Origin of the sequence: Lacticaseibacillus zeae subsp. silagei, assembly GCF_030770335.1 — a bacterium.
Taxonomy (GTDB): Bacteria; Bacillota; Bacilli; order Lactobacillales; family Lactobacillaceae; genus Lacticaseibacillus; species Lacticaseibacillus zeae.
Genome location: NZ_CP132484.1, coordinates 2,169,178 through 2,194,530 on the forward strand (window position 1 = coordinate 2,169,178; position 25,353 = coordinate 2,194,530).

The 25,353-nt window shown below is 47.5% G+C and carries 22 protein-coding genes and 1 pseudogene; 15 read left to right on the forward strand and 8 right to left on the reverse strand.

The features are described 5' to 3' along the window. The first annotated feature begins 222 nt into the window (after nucleotides 1-222). Nucleotides 223-2,106 (forward strand): YhgE/Pip domain-containing protein, encoded by a 1,884-nt coding sequence (locus LACZS1_RS10140; protein WP_093997820.1) that lies wholly within the window; start codon nucleotides 223-225, stop codon nucleotides 2,104-2,106. Between the two features lie 15 nt (nucleotides 2,107-2,121). After that, complete coding sequence (locus LACZS1_RS10145) at nucleotides 2,122-2,634, forward strand: cation diffusion facilitator family transporter (protein ID WP_306402843.1); 513 nt, start codon at nucleotides 2,122-2,124, stop codon at nucleotides 2,632-2,634. Here LACZS1_RS10145 and LACZS1_RS10150 read toward each other — a convergent pair. Next, nucleotides 2,631-3,418, reverse strand: a protein-coding gene (locus LACZS1_RS10150; protein ID WP_094515910.1) for an IS5 family transposase whose coding sequence is annotated in 2 segments (ribosomal slippage) — nucleotides 2,631-3,151 and nucleotides 3,151-3,418 — 789 coding nt in all. Because the reading frame shifts where the segments join, the coding sequence is not laid out codon by codon here. The genes LACZS1_RS10145 and LACZS1_RS10150 overlap by 4 nt on opposite strands. Before the next feature lie 512 nt (nucleotides 3,419-3,930). Here LACZS1_RS10150 and LACZS1_RS10160 point away from each other — a divergent pair. Further along, complete coding sequence (locus tag LACZS1_RS10160) at nucleotides 3,931-4,503, forward strand: TetR/AcrR family transcriptional regulator (RefSeq protein ID WP_306402844.1); 573 nt, start codon at nucleotides 3,931-3,933, stop codon at nucleotides 4,501-4,503. 29 nt (nucleotides 4,504-4,532) lie between these two features. On the opposite strand, the gene LACZS1_RS10165 is transcribed toward LACZS1_RS10160, so the two are convergent. Further along, nucleotides 4,533-5,549 carry an IS30 family transposase gene (locus tag LACZS1_RS10165; protein ID WP_306402845.1) on the reverse strand — a complete coding sequence of 339 codons (1,017 nt, stop codon included), beginning with the start codon at nucleotides 5,547-5,549 and terminating at the stop codon, nucleotides 4,533-4,535. Nucleotides 5,550-5,699: 150 nt separating this feature from the next. Between LACZS1_RS10165 and LACZS1_RS10170 the strand changes: the two genes are divergently transcribed. Further along, nucleotides 5,700-8,645, forward strand: coding sequence for a YhgE/Pip domain-containing protein (locus tag LACZS1_RS10170; protein WP_003662082.1), 2,946 nt, complete (start codon nucleotides 5,700-5,702; stop codon nucleotides 8,643-8,645). 90 nt (nucleotides 8,646-8,735) lie between these two features. Here the strand turns inward: LACZS1_RS10170 and LACZS1_RS10175 are convergent, their stop codons facing one another. Together LACZS1_RS10175 and LACZS1_RS10180 are read right to left on the reverse strand one after the other, a co-directional pair. Continuing rightward, nucleotides 8,736-8,960: a hypothetical protein gene (locus LACZS1_RS10175; protein WP_003597463.1), complete on the reverse strand. Its 225-nt coding sequence runs from the start codon at nucleotides 8,958-8,960 to the stop codon at nucleotides 8,736-8,738. 130 nt (nucleotides 8,961-9,090) lie between these two features. Then, nucleotides 9,091-9,878 (reverse strand): IS5 family transposase gene (locus LACZS1_RS10180; RefSeq protein WP_306402846.1). Its coding sequence is split into 2 segments (ribosomal slippage): nucleotides 9,091-9,611 and nucleotides 9,611-9,878, totalling 789 coding nucleotides; the frame shifts between segments, so codons are not numbered across the junction. Between LACZS1_RS10180 and LACZS1_RS10185 the strand changes: the two genes are divergently transcribed. Together LACZS1_RS10185 and LACZS1_RS10190 are read left to right on the forward strand one after the other, a co-directional pair. Further along, complete coding sequence (locus LACZS1_RS10185) at nucleotides 9,877-10,185, forward strand: cation efflux transmembrane domain-containing protein (RefSeq protein ID WP_306402847.1); 309 nt, start codon at nucleotides 9,877-9,879, stop codon at nucleotides 10,183-10,185. The two genes, LACZS1_RS10180 and LACZS1_RS10185, sit on opposite strands and share 2 nt — an antisense overlap. Continuing rightward, nucleotides 10,185-10,562: a hypothetical protein gene (locus tag LACZS1_RS10190; protein WP_306402848.1), complete on the forward strand. Its 378-nt coding sequence runs from the start codon at nucleotides 10,185-10,187 to the stop codon at nucleotides 10,560-10,562. The genes LACZS1_RS10185 and LACZS1_RS10190 overlap by 1 nt, the downstream gene beginning before the upstream one ends. On the opposite strand, the pseudogene LACZS1_RS10195 reads toward LACZS1_RS10190, so the two are convergent. The 4 genes and pseudogenes from LACZS1_RS10195 to LACZS1_RS10210 all read right to left on the reverse strand — a co-directional run. Then, a pseudogene (locus LACZS1_RS10195) lies at nucleotides 10,450-10,809 on the reverse strand (HIT family protein); the annotation flags it as partial. The gene LACZS1_RS10190 and the pseudogene LACZS1_RS10195 overlap by 113 nt on opposite strands. 98 nt (nucleotides 10,810-10,907) lie before the next feature. Continuing rightward, on the reverse strand, nucleotides 10,908-12,812 hold the full coding sequence (asnB, locus tag LACZS1_RS10200) for an asparagine synthase (glutamine-hydrolyzing) (protein WP_070652256.1): 1,905 nt from the start codon (nucleotides 12,810-12,812) through the stop codon (nucleotides 10,908-10,910). A 792-nt stretch (nucleotides 12,813-13,604) separates the two neighbouring features. After that, nucleotides 13,605-14,675: a metallophosphoesterase family protein gene (locus tag LACZS1_RS10205; RefSeq protein ID WP_070652257.1), complete on the reverse strand. Its 1,071-nt coding sequence runs from the start codon at nucleotides 14,673-14,675 to the stop codon at nucleotides 13,605-13,607. Between the two features lie 32 nt (nucleotides 14,676-14,707). Beyond that, nucleotides 14,708-15,622, reverse strand: coding sequence for a 1,4-dihydroxy-2-naphthoate polyprenyltransferase (locus LACZS1_RS10210; RefSeq protein ID WP_070652258.1), 915 nt, complete (start codon nucleotides 15,620-15,622; stop codon nucleotides 14,708-14,710). A 78-nt stretch (nucleotides 15,623-15,700) separates the two neighbouring features. Between LACZS1_RS10210 and LACZS1_RS10215 the strand changes: the two genes are divergently transcribed. From LACZS1_RS10215 to tdcB, 9 genes are all read left to right on the forward strand, one after another. Beyond that, complete coding sequence (locus tag LACZS1_RS10215) at nucleotides 15,701-16,669, forward strand: polyprenyl synthetase family protein (protein WP_047106388.1); 969 nt, start codon at nucleotides 15,701-15,703, stop codon at nucleotides 16,667-16,669. Between the two features lie 340 nt (nucleotides 16,670-17,009). Continuing rightward, nucleotides 17,010-18,215, forward strand: a complete 1,206-nt coding sequence (locus LACZS1_RS10220; protein ID WP_070652259.1) for an acetate kinase — start codon at nucleotides 17,010-17,012, stop codon at nucleotides 18,213-18,215. A 190-nt stretch (nucleotides 18,216-18,405) separates the two neighbouring features. Further along, nucleotides 18,406-19,293, forward strand: coding sequence for an ABC transporter ATP-binding protein (locus tag LACZS1_RS10225; protein WP_070652260.1), 888 nt, complete (start codon nucleotides 18,406-18,408; stop codon nucleotides 19,291-19,293). Nucleotides 19,294-19,296: 3 nt separating this feature from the next. Then, nucleotides 19,297-20,568 carry an ABC transporter permease gene (locus LACZS1_RS10230; RefSeq protein ID WP_070652261.1) on the forward strand — a complete coding sequence of 424 codons (1,272 nt, stop codon included), beginning with the start codon at nucleotides 19,297-19,299 and terminating at the stop codon, nucleotides 20,566-20,568. A 13-nt stretch (nucleotides 20,569-20,581) separates the two neighbouring features. Beyond that, entirely contained in the window at nucleotides 20,582-20,974 is a 393-nt protein-coding gene (locus tag LACZS1_RS10235; protein WP_070652262.1) for a GntR family transcriptional regulator, read from the forward strand. Continuing rightward, entirely contained in the window at nucleotides 20,964-21,830 is an 867-nt protein-coding gene (locus LACZS1_RS10240) for an ABC transporter ATP-binding protein (RefSeq protein ID WP_070652263.1), read from the forward strand. The genes LACZS1_RS10235 and LACZS1_RS10240 overlap by 11 nt, the downstream gene beginning before the upstream one ends. Further along, nucleotides 21,823-22,470 carry an ABC-2 transporter permease gene (locus LACZS1_RS10245; protein WP_070652264.1) on the forward strand — a complete coding sequence of 216 codons (648 nt, stop codon included), beginning with the start codon at nucleotides 21,823-21,825 and terminating at the stop codon, nucleotides 22,468-22,470. Before LACZS1_RS10240 ends, LACZS1_RS10245 begins: the two co-directional genes overlap by 8 nt. Nucleotides 22,471-23,078: 608 nt before the next feature. Further along, a complete protein-coding gene (gene ald / locus LACZS1_RS10250) occupies nucleotides 23,079-24,197 on the forward strand; it encodes an alanine dehydrogenase (RefSeq protein WP_070652265.1) in 1,119 nt (372 codons plus the stop codon). A gap of 12 nt (nucleotides 24,198-24,209) precedes the next feature. Then, nucleotides 24,210-25,229, forward strand: coding sequence for a bifunctional threonine ammonia-lyase/L-serine ammonia-lyase TdcB (gene tdcB / locus LACZS1_RS10255; protein WP_070652266.1), 1,020 nt, complete (start codon nucleotides 24,210-24,212; stop codon nucleotides 25,227-25,229). The last annotated feature ends 124 nt before the right edge of the window (nucleotides 25,230-25,353 follow it).

Consider the following 25,353-nt stretch of genomic DNA (forward strand, 5'->3'; position numbering starts at 1 on the left):
TTTCCAACTTCATTTAACAATAAATATTAAATATTTACAATTGACAAATTCGTCTCAAATGTTCATACAAACAATATTGTTCTGGTCACATTTTTAGAAGAACTTGCCCACAGCAAGGCGATTTTTGACTGAACAAATTCACCAGATTGTCGCTTGCTTGAGGTTTAAGACGCCCCTATGATCGCTAATGAACAGGATGTCAATTTGAAAGGCGGTCATAAAATGTTCAAAAGCGAATGGCGCTATCTGTTTCAACACAAGATGATGCTGGTTGTGTTGATTGCAATTGCATTAATTCCAGCAATCTACTGTTTTATCTACCTATCCTCAATGTGGGACACCTATGGCAAAATGGACGACATACCAGTTGCAATCGTTAATCACGACCAATCTGTGACTTATCATGGCAACCACATCACTATCGGCAAAACTTTGACCAAAAACTTGGATAAGTCAAACTCACTTGACTTTCATCATGTTTCAGCCAAAACAGCTGATCATCGATTACGGCAAGGAAAATATTACATGATTTTAACGATCCCCAAGAATTTCTCGAAAATGGCAACCACGATTTTGACCGATAAGCCCCAAAAGATGAATCTCTATTTTCGTTTTAACTCCGGACAGAATTTCATTGTCTCCAAAATGACAACAGGCGCGGCAACGGCAATTAAGGCAAAGGTCTCAGCGCAGGTCACTAAGCTGGACGCAACTGTTGTTCTAAACGCATTGCACCAGGCAACTAAAGGGTTGGCGAAAGCAGCAAATGGCAGTCAAGCACTGGCCAGCGGGGCACAAAAATTAACCACAGGTGAGTCGCAACTACTGACAGGGACGACAGCTTTGTCTACCGGCGTTGATAAACTCGCGGCTGGTAATACCAAACTCATCGTCGGCAACACAACGATGACAAACGGCTTCAATCAGTTAGAAGATCACGCCGCGACTCTTACCAACGGTCTTGATCAAATCCAAAACGGTTTGAATCAGTTGGCACAGAAATCACCTGCCTTAGCACAAGGGACTATCAAACTGAAGCAATTAGCCCAAAATATGCAAAAGCAGCTAGCATCCGGAAACACTGACCAAAAGCAACTTGCTGCAGAATCTTCCGCACTTACGAGTGGCCTTCAATCCATGACAAGTGGTTCGCAAGCAATTGACAGCGGCAGCTCAAAGCTAGCCACAGGCGCCGCAACGTTGAACAATGGGCTAACCGTGTACACGAATGGAGTTAGTGCACTCGCAACTGGTAATCAGGCAATTGCCCAAGGACTTGCGACCGTACAAACCAATCTTCCTGCTTTGCAATCCGGCACTGAAAAACTGAATACCGGCGCGTCGTCCTTGTTGAGTGGCTCACAGCAACTTGATCAAGGCAGCCAAACACTTGCAGAGAGCCTCACTGCCGCAGTTCAGAAACTAGGCGTCATTCATACGAAGGCAGGAAATGCATCGGCTTTGGCAACACCAGTCCATGAGGTCACAAGTGATATTGCCAAAATCCCAAACAATGGTACTGGCATGGCACCATTTGCGATTGCAATTGGCCTTTACGTTGGTGGCATCGCACTAGGAACCATGTACGAAGGCTTTCTACCACACAAAAAGCCTCGCCATGCATTGACTTGGTGGGCTAGTAAGGCATCGGTTATCGGATCAGTTGGTTTATTACAAGCAATCCTGCTTTATTGGACATTGACTTCAGGCAATCATTTACATGTCACTTCGCAAGGTGCGTTTTTCGGAACGATTTGGCTTGGATCAGTGCTGTTTCTATCGCTTATTTTCTGTCTTCGTTTGCTGCTTGGCGGTTTTGGCACCTGGCTGGTTTCTATTGTTCTAGTTTTGCAACTGGCCGGCTCCGGTGGCTTATATCCGACTTATTTAGTCAACAGTTTTGCTAAAGCCATCAATGCTTGGTTGCCAATGACCTATCTAATTGATGCTTTGAGAAGTCTGATTTCAACCCACCAAGCCATCACAACTAACATTTGGGTTATGATCGCCCTCATCGTTGGCTTTAATCTTGCGATGATCCTTCGCTTCCAGATCGGACTCCATCAAAGCTTTATTGAAATTGAAACTGCCACCGAAGATAACTGAAGAAGGTGTCGAATCATGTTAAAAAACGTCAAACCCATCAGCATCTCGAATTTGATTACAAAAGCCAGTCATCAACGAATCGAGACTTCGCGAAGAGTTCTTTTTCTAAATCTTATTGTCTATGTCCTGATTGCCGGAGCCGAATTAGCGATCGGTACAGCCGATCATTCAACCGCATTGCTTGCCGACGGTCAAAACAATCTAACAGGTATTGTGTCCGTAACAGCTTTAATCGTAGGTTTAACCTTTTCAAAGAGACCCTCCGATGATTTTCATCTTGAAGGTCACTGGCAGTTTGAAAGTCTGGCTGTTTTTCTAGCCGGGCTTGGGATGTTCTTAGTGGGCCTCGTCTGCGTCTGGGAAGGCATCACGCAGACGTTCGGTTTTTTGGCTGGCCACTACACGGCGCCACTTAAAGGCCAGGCAGCTTATATGGCAGCCATCTCCGGTGTCACAATGCTATCGCTATGTGCGTTTAATCATTTTATCGCCCGCAAAACCCAAAGCAGTTCCTTAGAACCTGTCTAGTATCTTTTAAGAACTATCTTCAGGAAGGCCAATACAACCATTTGAAGACTGCTGTTAAGGGCACGTTCACAGTTTTTCCAAAGTCGCCGACATTTGTCTAGCCAACTCCATGAACGTTCAACGATCCATCGTTGCGGTAACACCGTGAACATATGCAACTCGTTGCGTTTAGCTACCGTCGTCTTAGCATTCAAAATGAGCTTCACCTGATCCGCAAAGTCATTGCCAGTGTAGCCACCATCAACCATGACATGCTGAACCAGCTCTAAATTTTGGCTAGCCAAACTAAACATAGCCAATGCACCTGAACGATCTGATACATTAGCTCGTGTCACGAGAATGGCTTGTGGTAAACCATTAATATCAACCGCCATATGACGCTTAATCCCTGAAATCTTTTTGCCGCCATCGTAGCCACTATTTTTCGTTAAATCAGTGGTTTTAACACTTTGAGCATCAACAATCACAAACGACGTTCGGGCCGATCGGCCCTGTGCAAAGCGATAGGAAGCAACAGTTTTTTTAAAAGCCTTTCTAATAGCGAATCAGCTGTCGGGTCTGGTTTATCTCGCCACATATCGTAATAGCGGTAGACAGTGTGCCATTCCGGGAAATCATGCGGTAATTCACGCCATTGACACCCTGTAGTAAGCGAGTAAAGGATGGCATTGAATACGTCATAAAGATCATAACGACGCGGTCTTGTATGCTTGCGGAAGTTTTCTAAATCAGGTTGTATTAACGCAAATTGCGCTCGAGAAATATTGCTTGGATAATCTGGCATGACAAACTCCTCAGTCGGTTTTCCACAATTCTACCAGATTCAGCAGATACTAGACAGGTTCTGAATTAAAGGGCGCACCAGAGGAGCATTACTTTTCCAATATTCAGCGTGAATAAACTGGTGGGCCTGTAAATTCCCCTGCCACCATAACCGCATAATTTGATCCAATTGTTCGCGACTGGGCGCGCTTATTTATTCAATCGTGTATGGTGCCATACCGTCCCTCTTTTCTAATATCAAACTCTTGTTCTTTCTATCAATCATCATACTGGTTCAACTGGCAAAAATCAGCTTGAACTCGTCACTTGATTTTACCGAATCCTAACTTTCTTAAACGGAGATACTTTTCTTTTTCTCAATATACTGCGCCGTATAACTGGATATTATCATCAATTTCCGCGAAATTTTTTAGGCCATTTTTTGGGCATGATCTACATTTTGTAGATTGCATGCTTCAATCGGTAGGCGTATATTCGTACTTTGGAACATAGATTAGCTTTAAGGAGGCTTGCATGACAACCAAACATCAGATTTTACATCGGGAAATTGTTTTAGATGCTGCAAGAACGATGGTCGCCCAAGACGGTATTCGGGACTTGACCTTTCAGACGCTGGCCAAGGAACTGAATATCTGTTCTCAGTCGCTATATAACTACTTTCCGAATCTACCGGCAGTCATTGAAGCGTTGGGGACCGAATTTATGCATAACCTTTACCAAGAGTTGATAGAGAACGTCAGCGGTATCTCAGGCAAAGAGGCGATCCGTGCTTTTGCAGAAGTCGCTCATCGCTATTTTGAACGTCAACAGTCGTTAGATGAAATTATTTATTTTGTCCATCAATTCCCAGAAAGCAGTCCATTTGTGCAAGGCACCGGCGATGTTATTAACTTGCTGAAGCGTCTGATTGTGCACACGGAGCTGAAGCAAATGGCAAAAGAAAGTTTTGTCCAGGATTTCATTAGTAGTGTGCTTGGTTTTACCGTTTTGGAAGTCATGGGATTTTTACCTGACAATAAAGCCAGCCGCGACACATCTTTTGAATCTCTGCTGGACCCTCAATTTTCAAGTCAAGTGCAACGATGATAACGAATTCTTGATAGTGGTCTAGGCTGTTACGCCATGCATCGGTAGTAATCGCATGGGCGAAGATAGTTCAGAATACGTCTGGGACGATGGTTCAGTGCGGATTGAACTGCTTGAATTTCAACCAGGGTAACTGCTCTGAGAGACTTCCCTTTCGGGAAGAATTCCCTAAGCAGTCCATTGGCGTTCTCGTTTGTGCCACGCTCCCAAGGCGAGTACGGATGTGCGAAGTAAATCTGGGTTCCAACAATCTCTGATAACTTGGCAAACTCGGAACCATTGTCAAAAGTGATACTCTCAAATTCCTTGGCCCCGTAGTCGTCGATCGTGTCCTGCAAGGCTTTAAGGCAGGTGCCCGCATGATAGTCAGGAATCTTGACGATGATCTCAGTCCGGCTGTACCGTTCTGTGAGCGTCATTAATGCTGGCTCATCAGCTAAGCGAATACCTTTGACCAAGTCGCCTTCCCAATGTCCCACGCCTGTGCGGTCATTCACGGCCGCAGGACGCAACTCGATTGAGTCGCCGTATATCTTCTTATTCTTGCGCTTGTGGGCGTTCTTATAGCCTTTGATGCGGCGTCGGAGCTTCTTGGGAAGTGTCATGTTGTCTAGCTCAAGCAGCCCGGCGTCGATGTAGCGATACACAGTTGTCGTTGAAGGGCAAGCCTTGCCCTGGTCGCGATAGAAGTGTACGAAGCTATCAACGCTGTGTACGCGCGGCTTACGAGTAAGCTCCCTGGAGAGAGCCTTGAAGAACGCACGGCCGGTCTTAAGAAAGGCGTAGTGACCGGTTCTATCGCGTTTACGGTCGTGCATGGCTTGGGCAGTTTCCGCAAGATAGACTTGATGCGAGTGACGCTTCGAGTCGAGCTGAGTTACAGATCCACGCGTGATTTCTCGTGAGATTGTCGCTTTACTGCGATGAAGCTTCTGTGCAATCACGGTTGCGGTGTCACCAGCAGCCTGAAGGGCCTGAATTGTAGCACGGTCGCTAAAACTGAGTTGTTGGTAATGCTTGTGGGTGTTAATCTGAGAGTGGGTCATGAAGATTCCTGCTTTCTTGTTTAGCTAGCACTAACAAGAATAGGTCTTCATGGCCTTTATGGTCTAGTCGTCAGGGTGTTGCACTTGAATTGTAAACTGGGGAATCTCTGCTGGACATGTATCTAAACGAAATAAAGGAGTAAAGTGCTTATGATCAAAGATGAATTTAAGTTCATCGGCAAAAATAAATTGATCTTAGTTTCGGTGCTTGTCATCATTTTAATTCCTTTTCTTTACAGCATTTTCTTCTTAAAGTCTGTTTGGGACCCTTATGGTGATACACAGAATCTACCCGTAGCCGTGGTGAACTTAGATCAGCCGGTTACTTACCAAGGTAAAAAACTTAACGTTGGTGAGCAGACGGTCAATAAACTCAAGAATAACAAAAAGCTTGGCTGGCATTTTGTTTCTAAAGCCCAAGCTGATAGGGGAATGAAAGCCAACAAGTATTACACGGTCATTACCCTACCTAAAGATTTTTCGAAAAATGCTGCCACCATTCTGGACGAGCATCCCCGAAAAATGGATCTTAAATATCAAACCAATGATTCGCTAAATTACATCGGCCAAGTCATCTCAGGAATCGGTCTGAATGCCTTAAACAGCGAGATTCGGGCAAATGTGACCAATGCTTACGCCAGTGCGGTTTTTGATCAAATCAAAACCATTGGCAAAGGCATGAAAAATGCCGCTGATGCCGCCACGCAAATCGACGAAGGTCAAGTCAAGCTTGACGATGGGATTGATCAGTATACCGTTGCCGTTTCACAGGTAAATGACGGGATTCAGACCATGAAAGTTAAAGTCTCGCCGATGTCTTCACAGATTCCCCAACTCGCAAGCGGCGCCAATCAAGTTGCAAGCGGCTTGCAAACACTCAATGGCAGCACCACCCAATTAGCTAGTGGTGTGGGTCAATTAGCCAATGGGTCAAACCAGGTAACCAATGGCTTGGGAACCTTACAATCCAAAACCGGAACCCTTAGCTCCGGCGTCGGTCAGTTAGCATCCGGATCCAACCAAGTGACGAGTGGATTGGGAACCTTGCAGTCGAAAACCGGAACCCTTAGCTCCGGCGTCGGTCAGTTAGCATCCGGATCCAACCAAGTGACGAGTGGATTGGGAACCTTGCAGTCGAAAACCGGAACCCTTAGCTCTGGTGTCGGTCAGTTAGCAACCGGCTCTAATCAGGTAACGAATGGACTGGGAACCCTGCAAACCGAATCAGGCCAACTGGCTAACGGGATCACCCAGCTCCAGACTGGTTCGGCAAGCTTAACAACAGGGGTAAAGAACTATACAGACGGTGTGACATCGCTCTCTAAAGGAATTGATCAGCTTGCAGGTAGCACCGGCTCTTTAGCAACAGACACTAACTCGTTGGCAACCGGTTCATCGGATTTAACCAACGGTCTTCAACAATTGAGTGGCTCTGTCGATAGCCAAAATAAGCAAGCAGTCGAATCAGCAGCCAAGCTTCAAGAAAGCCTCACAAAGTATGAAGCCACCTTAAAAGCCAAAACCAATCAAGATCCGGATTTGGTTGCCGGTTTTGAACAACTCGAGACAAATATCAATGCTTTAATGACTCAGACCGAAAGCAGTGGCACGTCGCTGTCGACGACTCTTAATCAGAAACTGATTCCTGGCTCAAAAAAGGTTTCAGATGGTCTGACGACACTTAACCAGCGGGTTCCGACATTAACAGCTGCTATTACTGGTCTTCAAAACGGTGCTACGAAAATCATCTCTAACAATGATCAACTTGTGACCGGGACGAATAGCTTGAACAGTGGCATCAACCAGCTAGCAACAAAAGCACCTTCACTGGTTGATGGCGTCAGTCAACTCTATTCCGGCTCTGGCAAAGTTTCTGGCGGCTTAAGCACCTTAAACGGTCAAATCCCAACGCTCACCAATGGCGTCAGCCAACTCTATTCCGGCTCTGGACAGGTTTCTGGCGGCTTAAATACCTTAAACGGTCAAATCCCAACGCTCACCAATGGCGTCAGCCAACTCTACTCCGGTTCTAGCCAGGTTTCTGGCGGGCTAACCAGCTTGAACGGTCAAATCCCGACGCTCACAAACGGGGTCAGTCAACTCTATTCCGGCTCCAGTCAAGTCTCTGGTGGCTTAAGTACCCTGAACGGTCAAGTACCGACCCTCACGAACGGAGTCAGCCAGCTGGCCAATGGTGCCGGTCAGGTTGCCAATGGCGTTGGTCAATTGAATGCCAATGTTCCAACGCTTGTATCCGGTGTCAACCAACTCGCGGATGGCACTAGCCAAATCACCGCCCAGAGTGGCACCCTTAAATCCGGTTCCACTCAGCTTAAAAATGGCGATAAAAAGTTTGCCAAAACGCTCTCTAGCAGTGCCAAAAAAGTCAACGGCATCACCGTCACCAGTGATACCAAGAAAATGTTTGCCGCACCAACCAAGATGTCGCATAAACATTATTCATATGTTCCTAATTATGGACATGCCCTTGCACCATACGTCTTGAGTCTTGCCCTCTACGTCGGTGCCTTGGTCTTTAACTTTGCTTATCCAATCCGTAAAGTTTCTAAAGCCGATGGCACTGCGACCCAGTGGTTCTTCAGCAAAATCACCATTGGCGCAGTTGTCGCCGTTGCAACCGCCATTGTTGAAGCAACACTGATCATGGCAGTCGGTCTGAACGTCGATCATGTCGGGCAATTTTATCTCACTGCGATTCTTTTCTCGCTAACCTCGATGTATCTCATTATGTTCCTTTCAATGGCATTTGATAATCCTGGCCGATTTCTTGCGATGGTCGGGTTAATGTTACAACTGGGCGGCTCTGGCGGGACCTTCCCAATGGAGATTACCAACCAGTTTTATAACATCATTCACCCATTCTTACCGATGTCGTATTCGATTATGAACTTCCGGAATGCGATTACGAGTGGCATTGCGTCCAACACGGTTACCTTGGGTTACATCGTCATCATCGCCTTCGCACTTGGCTCATTGTTGTTGCTCTGGATCACGATGATCTTGCTACAACGCTATCACAAAATGGGCATTTCACAGCTTGATGACAATCAAAAGCTTCAGGCAGTTGAAAAATAAGTTAACGTTGTCGACCTCTTATCACGAATAGGCGCCCTGATTGCGAGACATTAACATCCCGCGATCAAGGCGCCTATTTATTTACGGTTCTTATTTGTCGTTCTCCCGTCGTGCCGTCAAGGCTTTCCGCCGCTGCTCAATGCGTTCTTCACGTCGACGGTCATAGTCGCCAAATAAGATTGGATTCACTTTAACATACAAAATAATGGTCATAATGCCCATCAGGAGACACAACATCATATTGCCACCTAACAAAGCGATGGCGACACCGATCGTATCGATGAATACCAGAAAGGAGGCCATGATTTTACTCATCCGAATCATCCTTCTTCTTTTCATGACTGGTTTGACTAAAGTCTAATCCGCTCAGATCATTCAAATCAATATCATCCGCTGATTCATCCTGCTTTTTAGCCGGTGTCTTTTTGGCTTCATTAGAACCTGTCTAGCATCTTTTAAGAACTATCTTCAGGAAGGCCAATACAACCATTTGAAGACTGCTGTTAAGGGCACGTTCACAGTTTTTCCAAAGTCGCCGACATTTGTCTAGCCAACTCCATGAACGTTCAACGATCCATCGTTGCGGTAACACCGTGAACATATGCAACTCGTTGCGTTTAGCTACCGTCGTCTTAGCATTCAAAATGAGCTTCACCTGATCCGCAAAGTCATTGCCAGTGTAGCCACCATCAACCATGACATGCTGAACCAGCTCTAAATTTTGGCTAGCCAAACTAAACATAGCCAATGCACCTGAACGATCTGATACATTAGCTCGTGTCACGAGAATGGCTTGTGGTAAACCATTAATATCAACCGCCATATGACGCTTAATCCCTGAAATCTTTTTGCCGCCATCGTAGCCACTATTTTTCGTTAAATCAGTGGTTTTAACACTTTGAGCATCAACAATCACAAACGACGTTCGGGCCGATCGGCCCTGTGCAAAGCGATAGGAAGCGACAGTTTTTTTAAAAGCCTTTCTAATAGCGAATCAGCTGTCGGGTCTGGTTTATCTCGCCACATATCGTAATAGCGGTAGACAGTGTGCCATTCCGGGAAATCGTGCGGTAATTCACGCCATTGACACCCTGTAGTAAGCGAGTAAAGGATGGCATTGAATACGTCATAAAGATCATAACGACGCGGTCTTGTATGCTTGCGGAAGTTTTCTAAATCAGGTTGTATTAACGCAAATTGCGCTCGAGAAATATTGCTTGGATAATCTGGCATGACAAACTCCTCAGTCGGTTTTCCACAATTCTACCAGATTCAGCAGATACTGGACAGGTTCTTAGCAGCATCCGCCAGGGACTTTCTAAGTGATGCACTCACCTCCACTGGCACCATGTTGGCGATTATCGGCGCGTCGTTGTTCCGTATTCACTGGATTGACCCGGTTGCAGCGCTTCTTTTAGGATGCTTTATCATCTGGAATGGTGCCAGATTCTCAGCACAAGCGCCGAAAAGCTATCCAATGGCTTCAGTCCAAAGCTGCGCACAGACATCATCGACAAAATACTCACTGTCAGTGGTGTGATGGATGTTACTTTTGTTGATGGTCGTTACTCAGGCAATAATATTATTATCGAAGCAGAAATCACTTTAGCTAATGATGACAGCCTGACCAAGTCCTACCGCATTTGCAAGAGCATTGAGCAGATCCTGCAAGCTTCTTTACCTTTACTGCTGTATTCAGGTCAAACCCGCTCCCAAAAGTTCCAGCGCACATCCCCAAGCGATTATCTGGAAGCCATTCTAGCTCGGTCACTGACCTCCGACAAAAAACTGATCCGCATCTTCTCGGCAAAAGTTTCCGAACACCGCCAGCAGGATCAGGGTCGTCGCCTTGATATCTTGGTATCAAATGGATATGACAATGCATCACCGTTTGGCCGCCATATTGCCCAACGTTAGCCCCAATATTGTAACCATCGGGATGAAATTGCTGATCAATCAGCTTTTTACCAGCATGAATAAGGTCGTTAACGGCTAGTAATTCCTCTTGACTGAGTTCAAAGTAGTCTTGCCGATGCCCCCGTGGGATGACAAGCAGGTGACCTCGACTCACGGGATGAATATCCCAAAAAGCAATCGCTAAATTGTTCTCGAGGACTACCTCAGACTTAGGGAACTGGCAAAAGATACAATTCGTGTGTTGCATGATGGCTTCCTCCCTTAAACACCCAGAAAAAATAAGCACAAGGTGACTGGCAACATGATGCTGCCAATTGCCTTGTGCTTATGATTCATTAAACCGGACTAAGCTTCAATCTTATCTTTATTCGAATCGGCAATGTAATGCGGAATCTCGGTGTCGATAAAGTAAACTTTGTACCAAACCAAGAAGGTGTAAATGGTCCAGACTTTCCGCCGATCATCCCGTTCTTTGCGATACGTCTTGTCAAGAATGTCCAGAATCGCATCCTGATCGAAGAATTCCTTGACCCAATCCTGTTCAAAGGTTTTGCGCACTTCTTTGTAAAACGGTTCGTCTTCAAGCCATTGCTTGACCGGAACTGGGAAGCCGAGCTTTTCCCGGCTGGCCCATTCTTCTGGCAAGTGGCGGTTGGCCGCCTCGCGCAGGGCGTATTTGGAGTTATGGGAGTTGATCAGATACTTGGTTGGGATACCCGCAGCGACTTTGGCGACTTCTTTATCCAAGAACGGTACTCGCAATTCCATCGAGTTTGCCATCGAGAGCTTGTCAGCCTTCAAGAGAATATCTTTAGGCATGAACTGATGGATATCGAGGTACTGCATCTTTTTCACTTCATCGTCGTAGTGGCGAACCTTCTTGTAGGATTCGGTGACAATGTCGCGCACGCTCTTACTTTGCCGGAATTCAGGCTGCAGAATTTTGTCGGCTTGACCTTCATGGAACACGAGTGCTTCACCGATGAAGAATTCTTCGGCCGGAGCTGTGGATTCATACAAATGCAGGCGGCCGTGGAAGTTAGGCATTTTTTTCAAGCCATAGGCGATTCGGTACTTCACGCCACGCGGCAACTTCCGTAAACCATCCGCAAACACGCGGATTGCATGGCTACGGGTGTGGAACCCATAGTTGGCGTAACCAGCAAACAGTTCGTCGGCACCTTCACCAGACAGGATAACAGTGACGTCTTTATGCGCCATCCGAGTCAGGAAATAGAGCGGCACGCAGGATGGGTTGGAATCCGGCTCGTCCAGATGATATTGGATGAGTGGGAAGTTGTCGAGCGCTTCTTTTTCGGTCACGATATCGCTGGTGTTGTCTAAGCCAAGTTTGTCGCTCAGCTCCTTGGCTGCCGTTCCTTCGTGATATTTCTTGTTGTCAAAACCAATCGAGAAAGTATGCTCCGGCCGCAACAGTGCCGTGATATACGAAGAGTCAACCCCGGAAGAAAGCAAGGACCCGACTTCAACATCAGAAATCCGGTGGGCTTCAACGGATTCGGAGACGCTCTTGTCAATCGCAGCCACGGTCTCGTCGAAACTGAGATGGTTGGCCTTAAAGTCCATATCCCAGTACTTCTTGATCGTGAGCTTGTTATCCTTCAACGTGAAGTAATGGCCTTCCGGAATGCGATAGACGCCCTTGAAGAAGGTCTCGTCCAAAGCAGAGTATTGGAAGGTCAAATACGGCTTCAACGCTTCTTTGTTTAATTGCTTTTTAAACTTGGGGTGCTTCAAAAATGCCTTGATTTCACTGCCAACGATGAACGTGTCGCCATCGTGATAGTAATACATTGGTTTGATACCAAAGAAGTCGCGAGCACCGAACATTTCTTTTTTATTGTCATCCCAAATCAGGAAGGCAAACATGCCGCGAATCTTCTTGAGTAATTCTTCCATGCCATATTCTTCATAGCCATGGAGTAGAACTTCAGTGTCACTGTGGGTCTTAAATACATGTCCGGCAGCGATCAAGTCTTTGCGAATGCTTTGGAAGTTATAGATTTCGCCATTGAAGATAATAGCAACCGTGCCATCTTCGTTTAAAATCGGTTGTGAGCCACCCTTTAAATCAATGATGGACAACCGGCGGAACCCTAAAGCGACATCATCATTGATATATTCACCGCTGGAATTCGGTCCCCGGTGCTTGATCATATCCATCATGCCATTAATAACTGGCTTTTTGTTCAAAATTGTCTTGTCCGCAAACGCGATGATTCCGCACATACAGTTAACCCCTTTTCACGTGAATGACCATCATTACTTGTTTCAGTATAAAGATTTGGCGGCGCAAGTCAATTGAAGCGCGCCGGTAAAAAGGAGCCTGTACGACGTTGTCAGGTCGACTTAATCGGGACATATAGACAGCCACTGTCTCGCAACCGCGGTCGCAAGTAAAATTCAGATCTTTCAGGCAATGTCTCTGGTCATTTCTGAAAATTAAGAAAAAGGCAAAAAAATAGAGACCCAGATTCCTACAGGTGAACCTGGATCTCCTAAGTTAAGGATTTGACCGATGCAGCAGTTTTGTTACATTTACTGGTGCTAATTGTAAAACCCTCTTCAATAAATCTAATACTGCGACACCTCTACAAAAAACTTATTCACTTGTACGGAACGACGAGTGTTGAAATGATGTTGCCAGATAACTTGGCGTTGTTTGGTGGTCCTATGACACACCCGATTGAACATCTATGGGAAGCTCATTGTCCCGCTTGGATTACTGAGTCTGTTTACAAGCCTCATACCTCCATGTGTGTTCATCTTTGGATCTTGTGGAACATGAATCTTACGATAAGTGGCGCAGATACTTACTGCACCAGTGCTCTATTCGCTTTTCTCGTGCTTTGCGACACACACTTTCGAGCCGGTTCGTCTTTGTGCTGCTAGACAAAGGATCGTGATTCTCGGTTCCTGCATCGACCTTTGGTTCTTCCTTAACTTCAAATACAGTGTATCATGTAAGCGTTATCTTGGCAACCGGAATGGCCAGATTTTTCGGCAAAAATTTCTAAAGATTTAGTAAACAAACCGGCGGACACGACTCGCTGCTCCATAACCATAAAGACTCAGCCGCCGCCGCTTTACATCTACACTGACAACATACCCGGCATATTCACTCGGCGTACCAAAGCGCCGATCATAACGGCGATTGAATTTAGTGGTGAGTCCATGATGCCGCCCCATCAAGGCACTGGTATTCTGCAAGCTATAATGAATACCATTCACTTGATAATCGGCTTCAAGATGGTAGTGCCCCGCCAGATAAGCAATGATTTTCCCAGTTGTTTGGGTAAAATCAAACCGTAATTGCCCGCCGAACTCAGGCGTCTTACCTGTGTTCAGCAAGCCACTGGCATGTAAATTGAACGCCCGCAGCAACTCGTGCACCGCGCGTCCGTTGAACTTCAGGGCAGGCTGCCCATTTTGCTTCATGGCCGGCGCGTGGCTCATGATCAATACGTCACGGCTTTGGGCACCTTTTAGCGCTAAAACAAAATCACGCAACTGCGCAAATGAGACAGCCAATGTCTTTTTAACGTCATAGATTTTACGACCGTCATGTAAAGGCACATCTGCCGTATTTAAAACGATGATGCGCAGTCCGGGAAAGTCTTGTACAAGCAAACCTTCACGCGAAACCGCAACATGGCGCTGAGTCGCATCGGCAGCAAAAATCAGCTGCTGCGCCACATCCGGCAAAAAGCTGCCACGATGACCCGGCTGCTTTTCGGCAAACTTGTCATTGTCATCGTGATTGCCTTTGGTGACCAGAAACGGCACCTGGCCGCGGCGATAATCGGCCATGATATTACGCAGCCGCAATTTTGTCAGCCACGGCGATTCCGAACCATCAACCAAATCGCCTAAGTGAACCCGCAGTGCAAGCGGCAACTGGGTACTCAGCCACCCCTGTTCCCGCACGTGCCAATAACCGGTCGGCCCATAATAAGTGGTTGCAAACTTAGCCTTATCGTGCGTATCCGTGATCAAAGCAAAACTTACCGCTGATGCCGGCAATAGTGGTGCTACAGCGTTAATAAAGCGACCGAGATCTTTTTTAACAAATGGACGAATCGTGATACTCATGACGGCCTCCCCTCAAGAACCGAGTGTGAGCTTCAAATATTTAAAAAGACGCCTAATGCCAGGAAAATGACTTGCGCCAAGGTGGTGACAAATAAATTTTTGATTGCATTGGGGAAAGTCAGTTTTTTCACTGGATTAGCAGCAAAGCCCCGCGCATTTTTAATCACAAATGGAATGGTTATCAAGGTGAGCAACGTCAGCTTCGGCAATAGACCAAGCAGTACCGACGCAATGAGCATCAGGAAACCCACCGTGTACAAACCATAGAAGAAAATAATACTGCGGTCGAGGCCGAGGTAATGCACGATCGTTCGGCGTTTAAGTGTCTCGTCTTCTTCCCGATCCGCAATATTATTCGCCAGTAGCAGCGCCGAAATCGCACACTGCGCCAAACCGCTGGCCAGATAAACCGACAAAACCAACGACCATGAAAAATCTGCAACATTAAAGACATTGACATAAACCGCGATCAGAAAAATCACAAAACCCATCGTAAATCCGGAGAAAAACTCGCCATAAGGTGTCGCCGAAATCGGCCGCGGCCCACCAGCATAGCCGTAACCGACCGCAAAGCTAAACAACCCCATCACCAACAGCGGCCACCCGGTACGACTAACCATCCACAAACCCAGAACGGCACTGGTGGCCATCATAGCAACCACCATCCAGCCAATCATGCTAGGATTTAAATGATGCACCCCGATGATGTTGGTCTTTTCGCGAAAATGCAACGCTTCTGTCCGCTCCGCTCGCCGATAATCCTGATAATTGTCATTGGCATCGACTGACATGTTGAATAAAAGCATCGCAACGAAGAAGACCAGCAACTCTGGAATATGTAACGTATGATAGTGATACCAGGCATACAACGTCCCTAAAAGAAACGGGAACACCGATGCCGTTTTCGCCTTAATCTCAACCAACTCAAGAAATACAGATAATGACATAACCCAACCTCCAATAATTGACTTTTAAGAATCAGGTACAGTAGAGTAAATATGTCTTTAAGGAAAGAGAGAAAATGCATGATTCATCCCCTGTGGCACCGATTCCCCACGGTCTATCACCAACTCGAACAAATCCAACAACGACTGGAGCAGGTCGCCGTTTTGCGCGAGCCGCAAGTACACACCCTCATTCAGCAACAAATCAACGCTGGCGGCAAAATGTTGCGCAGCGGGCTAATGCTTATGCTAGCGCGTTTCGGTCAACCTGACAACGGTGATCTTGTGACGGCTGGCGCGGCGATCGAGGCACTGCATCTGGCCACGCTTGTCCATGACGATGTTTTGGACCATGCCGATATTCGGCGGGGCATGGCAACTGTCTCAGCTGAATCCGGCAATCGCGAAGCCATCTATGCCGGCGACTTTTTGTTTGCTATTTATTTTCAGCTACTCAGCGAACAAAATCCGGAAGTTGTCGACCTTGGCGCCAATGCCCGCATTATGAAACGCATTTTCATGGGCGAAGTGGATCAAAATGGGCCAAGTGCGCCGTTGATTCCCACCATCGATGCTTACCTCAGTGCCATTGCGGGCAAAACTGCCGCCTTATTTGCGTTATCAACATACACAGGTGCTGTCATCAGCCATCTGTCACTTGAGCAAAAAAAGGCCGCCTATCGCTTTGGCCGGCAACTCGGCATGGCTTTTCAGATGATCGATGACTTGTTGGATTACACACAGACAAGCTCAACGCTCAACAAACCGGCACTTGAAGACCTACATAATGGCATCGTCACGCTGCCATTAATCTATGCCTACCAGATCGTTCCGGATCAACTGGCACCGCTAACCCAAGATGCCGCCCACATTGCGGCCAATGCGGAGAAAATTGCCGCGATCGTGCGCACCCACGGCCTGCCGCACGCCCAACAAATGGCGGCTACTTATACCAATCGTGCTGTTGCGGCACTGGCACCTTTCCCAACATCAGCCACTAAATCGGCGCTGGTCAAACTGACCCAGCAAATGTTGAAGCGAAGCCATTAGTTTTTGCGGCAGTGGGATTTCTCCGAGCACCGGATATCACATCCAAGTTTTCAAAAAGCATTAAGTCTTCGTTGACTAAGTTGTACTTTTGGATCGTCCATGCCAACATTGATGCCTAGCCAATTTTAAAAAGTTGACCATTAAAACAGAAAATGAGCTGTAACCCGCCAAGGTTGAGAGACACTTTTGGGATGGGTTGCAGCTCATTATTTAGTCTTTTTAAAATGTGATATGAAACTAAGATGTATCTAAAAAAAACAAATTTGCATAATATTTCACAAACATAACCCCCGTTCAGTGGTATGATACTGATATAGCAATCGTGAAAGAGTGATCAAACATGGTAAAAATCCTCTCTATCAATGCCGGCAGCTCGTCCCTTAAATGGAAACTGTTTGACATGCCAAGTGAACGCCAACTTGCAGAAGGCGCGACTGATATTTTAAGAAACTCTACTGTCAAAATTAAGTATGGCACTGATCAAGTATATGAAAGCACGACCCCTATCCACAATTACCGAGAAGCGGTCGCAAACACCCTGGCCGACCTTCAATCGCTTGGCCTCGTGCATCACCTCAATGAAATTACCGGCATCGGTCACCGAGTTGTGGCTGGTGGCGAACTATTTTCCGCACCAATTGTGATTGATAACCGGGTGCTGGCACAGATTCGGGCCTTGCGCGATTATGCGCCGTTGCATAACCCGGTCGAAGCGGACTGCATCGAGATTTTCCGCACCATGATGCCTTGGGCGCTTGAAGTGGCCGTTTTTGACACGGCCTTCCATCAAACCATGAAACCCGTTAATTATCTCTACAGCATTCCTTACGAATACTATCAAAAATTCGGCGTTCGCAAATACGGCGCGCATGGTACCAGTGTTCGCTATGTCAGCGCTCATGCAGCCAAAATGCTTGGCAAGCCGCTTGAATCAATGCGCATGATCGTCATGCACCTTGGCGCCGGCTCGAGCATTACCGCCATTCAAAATGGAAAATCCATCGACACGTCAATGGGCTTCACTCCGGTCTCCGGCGTCACAATGGGCACCCGCTCCGGCGACGTTGATGTTTCGCTGATCGCCTACCTGATGAAAAAACTGGCCATTACCGATGTTGATCAAATGATTGACATTTTGAATACCCAATCTGGCCTGCGTGGTATTTCCGGCATCAGCCATGACGTGCGCGATCTGGAAGAAGCGGCACCGCAACATCCCCGCGCCAAACTTGCACTGGATATTTTTGTCAATCGCATCGTCAAATATGTCGGTGCCTATGCTGCTTTGATGGACGGCGTTGATACGCTGGTCTTCACTGCCGGCATTGGCGAACACAGCAGTGCCGTTCGCGCTCGGGTCATGCAATCACTCGACTATCTCGGCGCCCGCATTGACCTGCAACGCAATGAGCAAACTTGCCATCAGGCCGGCGACATCACGGCGCCAGGCGCCCGAGTTAAAACGTTGGTCATTCCGACTAATGAAGAACTGATGATCGTCCGTGATGTTATGTCACTATCGCATGCGGCACAGCAAGCTGAATAGTGATTCAAGGCCTCTGCTAACCAAGTGTCAATGATTTTCGCCTAAATAAACCTGTCCCCAAAAGTTGAGTCTCAGCTTTTGGGGACATTTTTGTATCAAAACTAATAAGAGCTTGCATTTTATCAACCCACTGCCTATACTGTGCATATCATACATATACAGTATAGACACATTAAAGGAGATGCGCGCCATGCTCACTGTCACGAACTTAACCAAACATTTTGGCAAAACAACAGCCGTTCGCAACGTTTCACTGTCCGTTCGCCCAGGGGAAATCCTGGGTCTGATCGGTCAAAACGGAGCCGGCAAAACGACCACTTTTCGAATGCTGCTAAATTTATTGCAGCCAGATAGCGGTACGGTGACCTGGCAAGATCGGCCACTGACGCAACTCAACAGGGAAATGATCGGCTATCTCCCTGAGGAACGCGGGCTTTATCCGAAAATGACAGTGGCTGATCAGATTAGCTTCTTCGCCGAACTGCATGGCATGAAACGTACTGAAGCAATGGCTAGCCTTGATCAGTGGCTTGAACAGTTTCAGGTCAAGGGAAAACCGACCGACCTCATCAAAGATCTGTCTAAGGGGAATCAGCAAAAGGTCCAACTCATTGCTGCCATGATCCACATGCCAAAGTTCATCATTTTAGACGAACCGTTTTCAGGATTGGACCCCGTGAATGCAAGCTTACTCGAAGCCGGGATTCGGCGGCTGCGGGATGCCGGGAGTGCCATTATTTATTCAAGTCATGATATGGGCAATGTTGAGGCCATTTCCGATCAGCTAGTCATGTTAAAAAATGGTGAAGTCGTCTTATCCGGCAAACTTGACGCCATTCGCGAACAATTCGGCCAACCCCGACTACACATCCAGTCGCCTCTGACGCAGCAAGAACTCCAAGCATTCCCGGGCGTTGTGTCTGTCACCCCGCAATCGCGCGGCTTCTTGGTGAAACTCACTGATCCGCACGTTGGCCGCGATATTTTCGCCGCGGCAACCCATCAAGGTTACATTCCCGAGTTTAGCCAACAAGCACCTTCTCTAGACGAAATTTTCCGCATGAAAGTTGAGGCCTAAGCCATGAAAAAAATGGATGTCATTTTCCGTCAAGTTTTCTTCAAAAATCTCAAAAGTAAAACCTGGCTCTGGATCGTTCTTGGTCCGCTAGTGCTGGCAGCAGTTTTTGGCGGCGTTTTCTGGCTTATGAACCAAACCAACCAAACGACCCGTATCGGCGTGGTAACGTCCAGTCCTGCGCTGACACAGACTTTTAAAGCCAACAGCAATGACGATCAAAAATACATCAGTTACAAGACCCCCAGCGCGGCCAAAAGTGCCTTAGCCACTGAAAAACTTGACGGGGTGTTAACCATCACCAACCATCCGATTTTGGAAGCCAGCCTAATGAAACGGACAGACGGTGAAAGTATCGATCGTAACCAGTTGCAGTCGATCCTTGCCCAGGCACATACCAAGGAAGTCGCGACCCAGCTGAACCTAACGCCTGCCCAGCTGCAGCAGCTTTTTGCCACACCGAAGTTCACCACTAACAATGTCACGGTTGACAACGGCAAATTGGTGACCCGCTCCGCCAAGAGCCAGGCATCAGGCTCGGCAGCCGGATTTATTGTCGGTCTCTTAATTTATACGTTCGTGATCAGCTACGCCTCCATGATGGCCCAGGAAATCGGCACTGAAAAAGGCTCGCGAATTGAAGAGTCGATTTTAACGGCCATTACGCCGCAAGCACAATTCTTTGGTAAGTTGCTGGGAATCTTGGCGTTAATGGCAACGCAAATCGCAATTTATGCAGTGGTGGGACTCGCCAGCATGGCCATCATGCGCCAGTTGCCTTCAAACCCGCTGTCTTCACTGATCGGTCAAATGAACCTAAGTAGTATTACCCCGAACATGCTGATTTTCAGTCTTGCCTTCTTCTTTGTGGGCACGCTGACGTATACCGTCTTAGCTGCACTCACCGGTTCACTGGTCGCAAATCAGGAACAGATTGGCCAGGCAACAACGCCAATTGTGATGCTTGGTATGGTTGGTTACTTCGGTGCCTTAATTGTAAGTTCCGGCACCTCGCCTATCCTTAATATCGCCAGCTACGTCCCGTTTCTTTCGACCATGATGATGCCGGTACGCCTTGGCGCGGGCCAGGTTAGTGCGCTCGCTGCATGGTCGGCATTCGGTATTAATCTGATCTTTTTAATCATCTTCACCTGGCTGACGGTCAAGCTTTATCAGACGAATGTGTTAAGCTATTCAGATGGCGGCATTTTAAAAGCGTTCAAGCGCTCGCTGCAATTGCAACGAACCGCCCGCAAAAATAATCCGATCAAGTCATGAAACGAGGTCAGCCATGCGGATCGTCATCTCAAATCAATCGGGCAAACCGATCTATGAGCAAATCGAAGATCAGGTTAAAGCCGCGATCCTTTCTGGTCAGTTAAAAGTCAATGAGCAGCTGCCATCCATTCGCAGCCTTGCACGGGATTTACGTATCAGCGTCATCACCACCACGCGGGCTTATCACGAACTTGAGGCAGCCGGCTTTATCACCAATGTCCAAGGAAAAGGTGCTTATGTATTAGGCCAAGACAGTGCGCTGGTTCGGGAAAATGCCCTACGAGATATTGAAGCTTCACTCAATCAGGCAATTGGTACTGCCAACATGGCGCATATTGCCCCCAGCGAGCTACACACCATGCTGGATACCTTATTACAAGCGGAGGAGAACGATCATGGGCGCTGATTTACTTACCGTCACAAATCTGAACAAACAATATGCAGAATTTCAGCTGGCCGATGTTAGCTTTCAGCTTCCTGCCGGTTATATCATGGGGTTCATCGGTCCCAATGGTGCGGGGAAAACAACGACCATCAAAGCCATTCTGGATATGATTCGTCCGGATACCGGCCAGATTGAATTACTTGGTCAGACAACACTGCAAGGCCGGGAATCCGTTCGGGATCAAATCGGGATCGTTTTAGACGGTCCGGTTTATCCTGATTCATGGCGCGCAGAAACCGTGAGTCGTTACGTCGGTCCTTTTTTCCCCAGTTGGGACCCAGACAAGTTTAAGAAACTCCTCCAAGATTTTGCGATTCCTACCAAACCCAAATATCGTGATTTATCCACGGGTGCCAAAATCAAACTCCAATTAGCAGCAGCCTTCGCTCATCATCCTCGCTTACTGATTCTAGATGAGCCGACTTCGGGCCTGGATCCGATTGCTCGCGATGAATTAATCGGCATTTTGCAGGATTTCATTAGTGATGGGCAACGAAGTGTTCTGATCTCGACTCATGATGTCCTTGAGCTGGCGAAGGTGGCGGACTATGTCACTTATTTATTAGCGGGTAAAGTCACCTTTACCGGTTCACTAGACGAACTACTCGACCGGTATGTCATGATTAAAGGCGGGCCTAATGACTTAACGCCGGCCATTCAAGCTAATATTATCGGCCTTCAACGCAGCGTGGTCGGTTTTGCCGGTATCTGGCCTACCGATCAGATAGCTACTCTGCCAGCCAGCATCGTTCAGGAACCAGTTGACTTGGAGTCTTTGATGATTGCTTTTGGTAAAGGAGGTCGGCCGCATGCATGACCTTGTTAAACTTGTCAGCTTGGATTTGAGCTCGTTGTTTGCAGGTAACAGTCGATATCGGTGGGGGTCGATGCTCGCCCTAGTCATCACATTGGGACTGGTTTTTTTAAACGTTGACTTGTCCACGCCACTAGCTGGAGGCATTATTGGCGCCAGCATTGGTATTTTGATCTTGCCATTTATCAGCACTGACCGCAGTGGCTTGGAAAAGTTATATGCAATGCTGCCGATTCAGCGCCATACGATAGTCGCAAGTCATTATCTCTTTGGCTTAATCGTTACCATTCTGATTGATGGAATAGCCATGTTAATCATCGGCGTTGGCACCATAGCTCGATTCAATCCTGTTCGCGACGCTCAATCCTTTTGGGGGATACTACTTTTCGGGACCGGTCTCGTCTTGTTTCAAATAATGTTATCATTCCCGATCATGATCTTCTTAGGTTACCAACGAGCACCACTCGCCGCCTATTTGCCTGTCACATTAATTTTGGTCATCGTCATTTTCCTGGAAAGAAGCCTGAACCTCACCTTAACTTCGATGCGCCCATGGCTTGGGTTAATGGCCGTTGTTCTAGTACTTCTGTTTGCACTCTCTTGGTGGATAAGCACTGTGCTGTACGACAAAAGAGAGTTTTAATGTCTCAATATTATTGACAAACTGCCGCCTTTTCCAAAAGTACCGAGATCTCCGATTTCACTGGAGACACCGGTACTTTTTTGATGCTTGCATCCACGCGGCATTCTAAACGGGGCTTTGTAGATGTGCACTTATAAAACCTAAAAACGAGTCAAAAGAACATTATGAGAATGGTTCAACATTTGTAAACAAGTGTCTTTTCAAGATTGAAAATAAAATCGGCACGTGATAGCTGTTTTCATTTATTCGAATATTCACAATATGCTTGAATTTCATATCTCCGTCTTCTTTCCGTTTTAAATGTCATCATATTGCTGTCTCATTTTGCCACCCTTGCCTCACTTTAAATTACTTCAATATCAATTAAAGTTATTAGTCATCAAGGTCTCTTACTTTCCTGCTTAATATCAACACTACATTTAGCAAACATTACCCTTATTTCCTGTTCTTTTATGAGCACTTATCAAAATCCCAATTAAGTGATCCATGAGATTCTCCGCGGAAATTCGTAAGCGCTAACATTTGTTTTGTGAGAGTTGTCACATAGCTGTTGTTTTGGCAACTGTGAAGTATTTAACATATGGGTGTAAGAGAAAGGAAGGATCATCATGCGTGTTGGGGTTGTTAAGGAACAAAAGGCTGGCGAAGGCCGTGTTGCCGTGACGCCTGCCAATGTGAAGAAATTGACTGCGGCCGGTGCAGAGGTTTGGGTTGAACATGCTGCGGGGATCGGGGCCGGATTTGCGGATGCGGATTATGAAGTCGCTGGCGGTAAGTTAGTCAGCCATGCGGCCAGCTGGGATGCCGACTTGGTGGTTAAGGTAAAAGAACCGGATGCTGAAGAGTATCAGTATTTCAAGTCCGGTCAGGTGATTTGGGGTTTTCAGCACTTAGCATCTGCGCCGGAAACCGTCCACGCCATGCAAGCTGCTGGCGTCACGGCGATTGGCGGCGAGACGATTGTCAAAGATGGTGAACTGGTTTTGCTAAAGCCGATGAGTGCGATTGCCGGGCGGCGTTCAGTGATCATGGGGGCCTATTATCTTGAAGCACAACATGGCGGCAAAGGTATTTTGCTACCGGGCACCCCAGAAGTAGCAGCTGGTACTGTCGTGATTTTTGGCGGCGGCACGGCAGCGTTCAATGCGGCTACCTTAGCGTTGGCCATGGGTTGCCACGTCACCATTATCGAATTGAAGCCAGAGCGGCGCACATGGCTTGAGCAAAAGTTTGCGGGTCAAGACCTGACTGTATTGGCCTCCACCCCAGAAACCCTTGCCGCTGCGATCAAAACGGCCGATGTGTTCATTTCGACGATTTTGATTCCGGGGGCTAAACCACCCAAGCTTGTGACAACGGCGATGGTTCAGTCCATGAAACCAGGTAGCGTCTTGGTTGATGTTGCCATTGATCAGGGTGGCACAGTTGAAACTATTGCTGCGCCGACAACGATTGAAGCACCGGTGTTTACCAAATACGGCGTCATCCACTACGCTGTTCCGAATCAGCCCGGTGCGGTGCCACGAACTGCAACGCTGGCGCTGGCAAGTGGGAACATCCCTTACCTACTGGCGATTGCGACTCAGGGTATTGACCAGGCAATTGCGACGGATCCTGCCTTGGCATCCGGCGTCAATCTTTACCATGGCAAGATCACGAATCAGAGTCTTGCCAACTCGTTGTCGCAGCCTTTCACACCGTTGACAGAAGTACTGGTCAGAAATTAGGAGGTGGTTTTGATGCTAACGATGACCCCACCCGTCACGATAAAAGATATTCAGGAGGCAAGTCAGCTCATTCACAAGGTCGGCCGCGTGACGCCGCTGATTCAATCTATGTTCCTCAGCCGCACTGTCACGCACGGCGATGTTTATCTCAAACTTGAGAATATGCAGTTGACCGGCTCATTCAAGTTTCGCGGCGCCTACAACAAGATCCACCACCTCACCGATAGCGAAAAACAGCGAGGCGTCATCACCGCCAGCGCTGGTAATCATGCCCAAGGTGTTGCATTAACCGCACATTTATTGGGGATCAACGCCACCGTCGTGATGCCGGAAACCGCACCGCTCGCCAAACAGCAGGCAACCAGCGGCTATGGTGCCCGCGTGATCCTGGCTGGCCAAACGTTTGATGAAGCGCGCGCTTTTATGGAAAAAAAGGCGACCGCTGACGGCCTCACGATTGTCGATCCCTATAACGATCCGCTCGTCATTGCTGGCCAAGGCTCAATTGGTCTGGAGCTTTTGACGCAACTACCTACCATCGATACCGTCATTGTGCCAGTCGGTGGCGGCGGACTAATCTCTGGCATCGCCGTGGCGCTCAAGCATGCCCATCCGCAGATTCACATCATCGGGGTGCAATCCGAAAACGTTCACGGCATGACTGCTTCCTTGCAAGCCGGTCACCTGACGCGGCAGTGCGCTGGCTCGACATTGGCCGATGGAACAGCCGTGGCAATGCCCGGTGATATCACTTTCGGCCTCGCAAGCGATCTCGTCGATGAGATGGTATTGGTTTCGGAAGAAGAAATTGCTGAAGCCATGAAGGATCTCTTGCAACGCGCTAAAACGGTTGCCGAGGGAGCGGGCGCGTTGCCAACCGCTGCGCTCGAAGCCCACAAAATCGCTGCCAAATGGCTCACCGACAAAAAAGTCGTCGCTTTGGTATCAGGCGGCAATGTTGATTTGGAACGGGTCGCCCAAAATATCGAACATTTCTTCGACCATGATCCAACCGGCCATTTTGTCGGCTAATGTTTTTGTCAAGGCGCCAGCAACCGTCTGTCAAAAATTAGCCTCCGACAGAAAGGAGAACTTTTCATCACGGCTAATGGGCAAATGTTGTGGCGCCAGAACACGCGTTAATTGGGGGTAACAC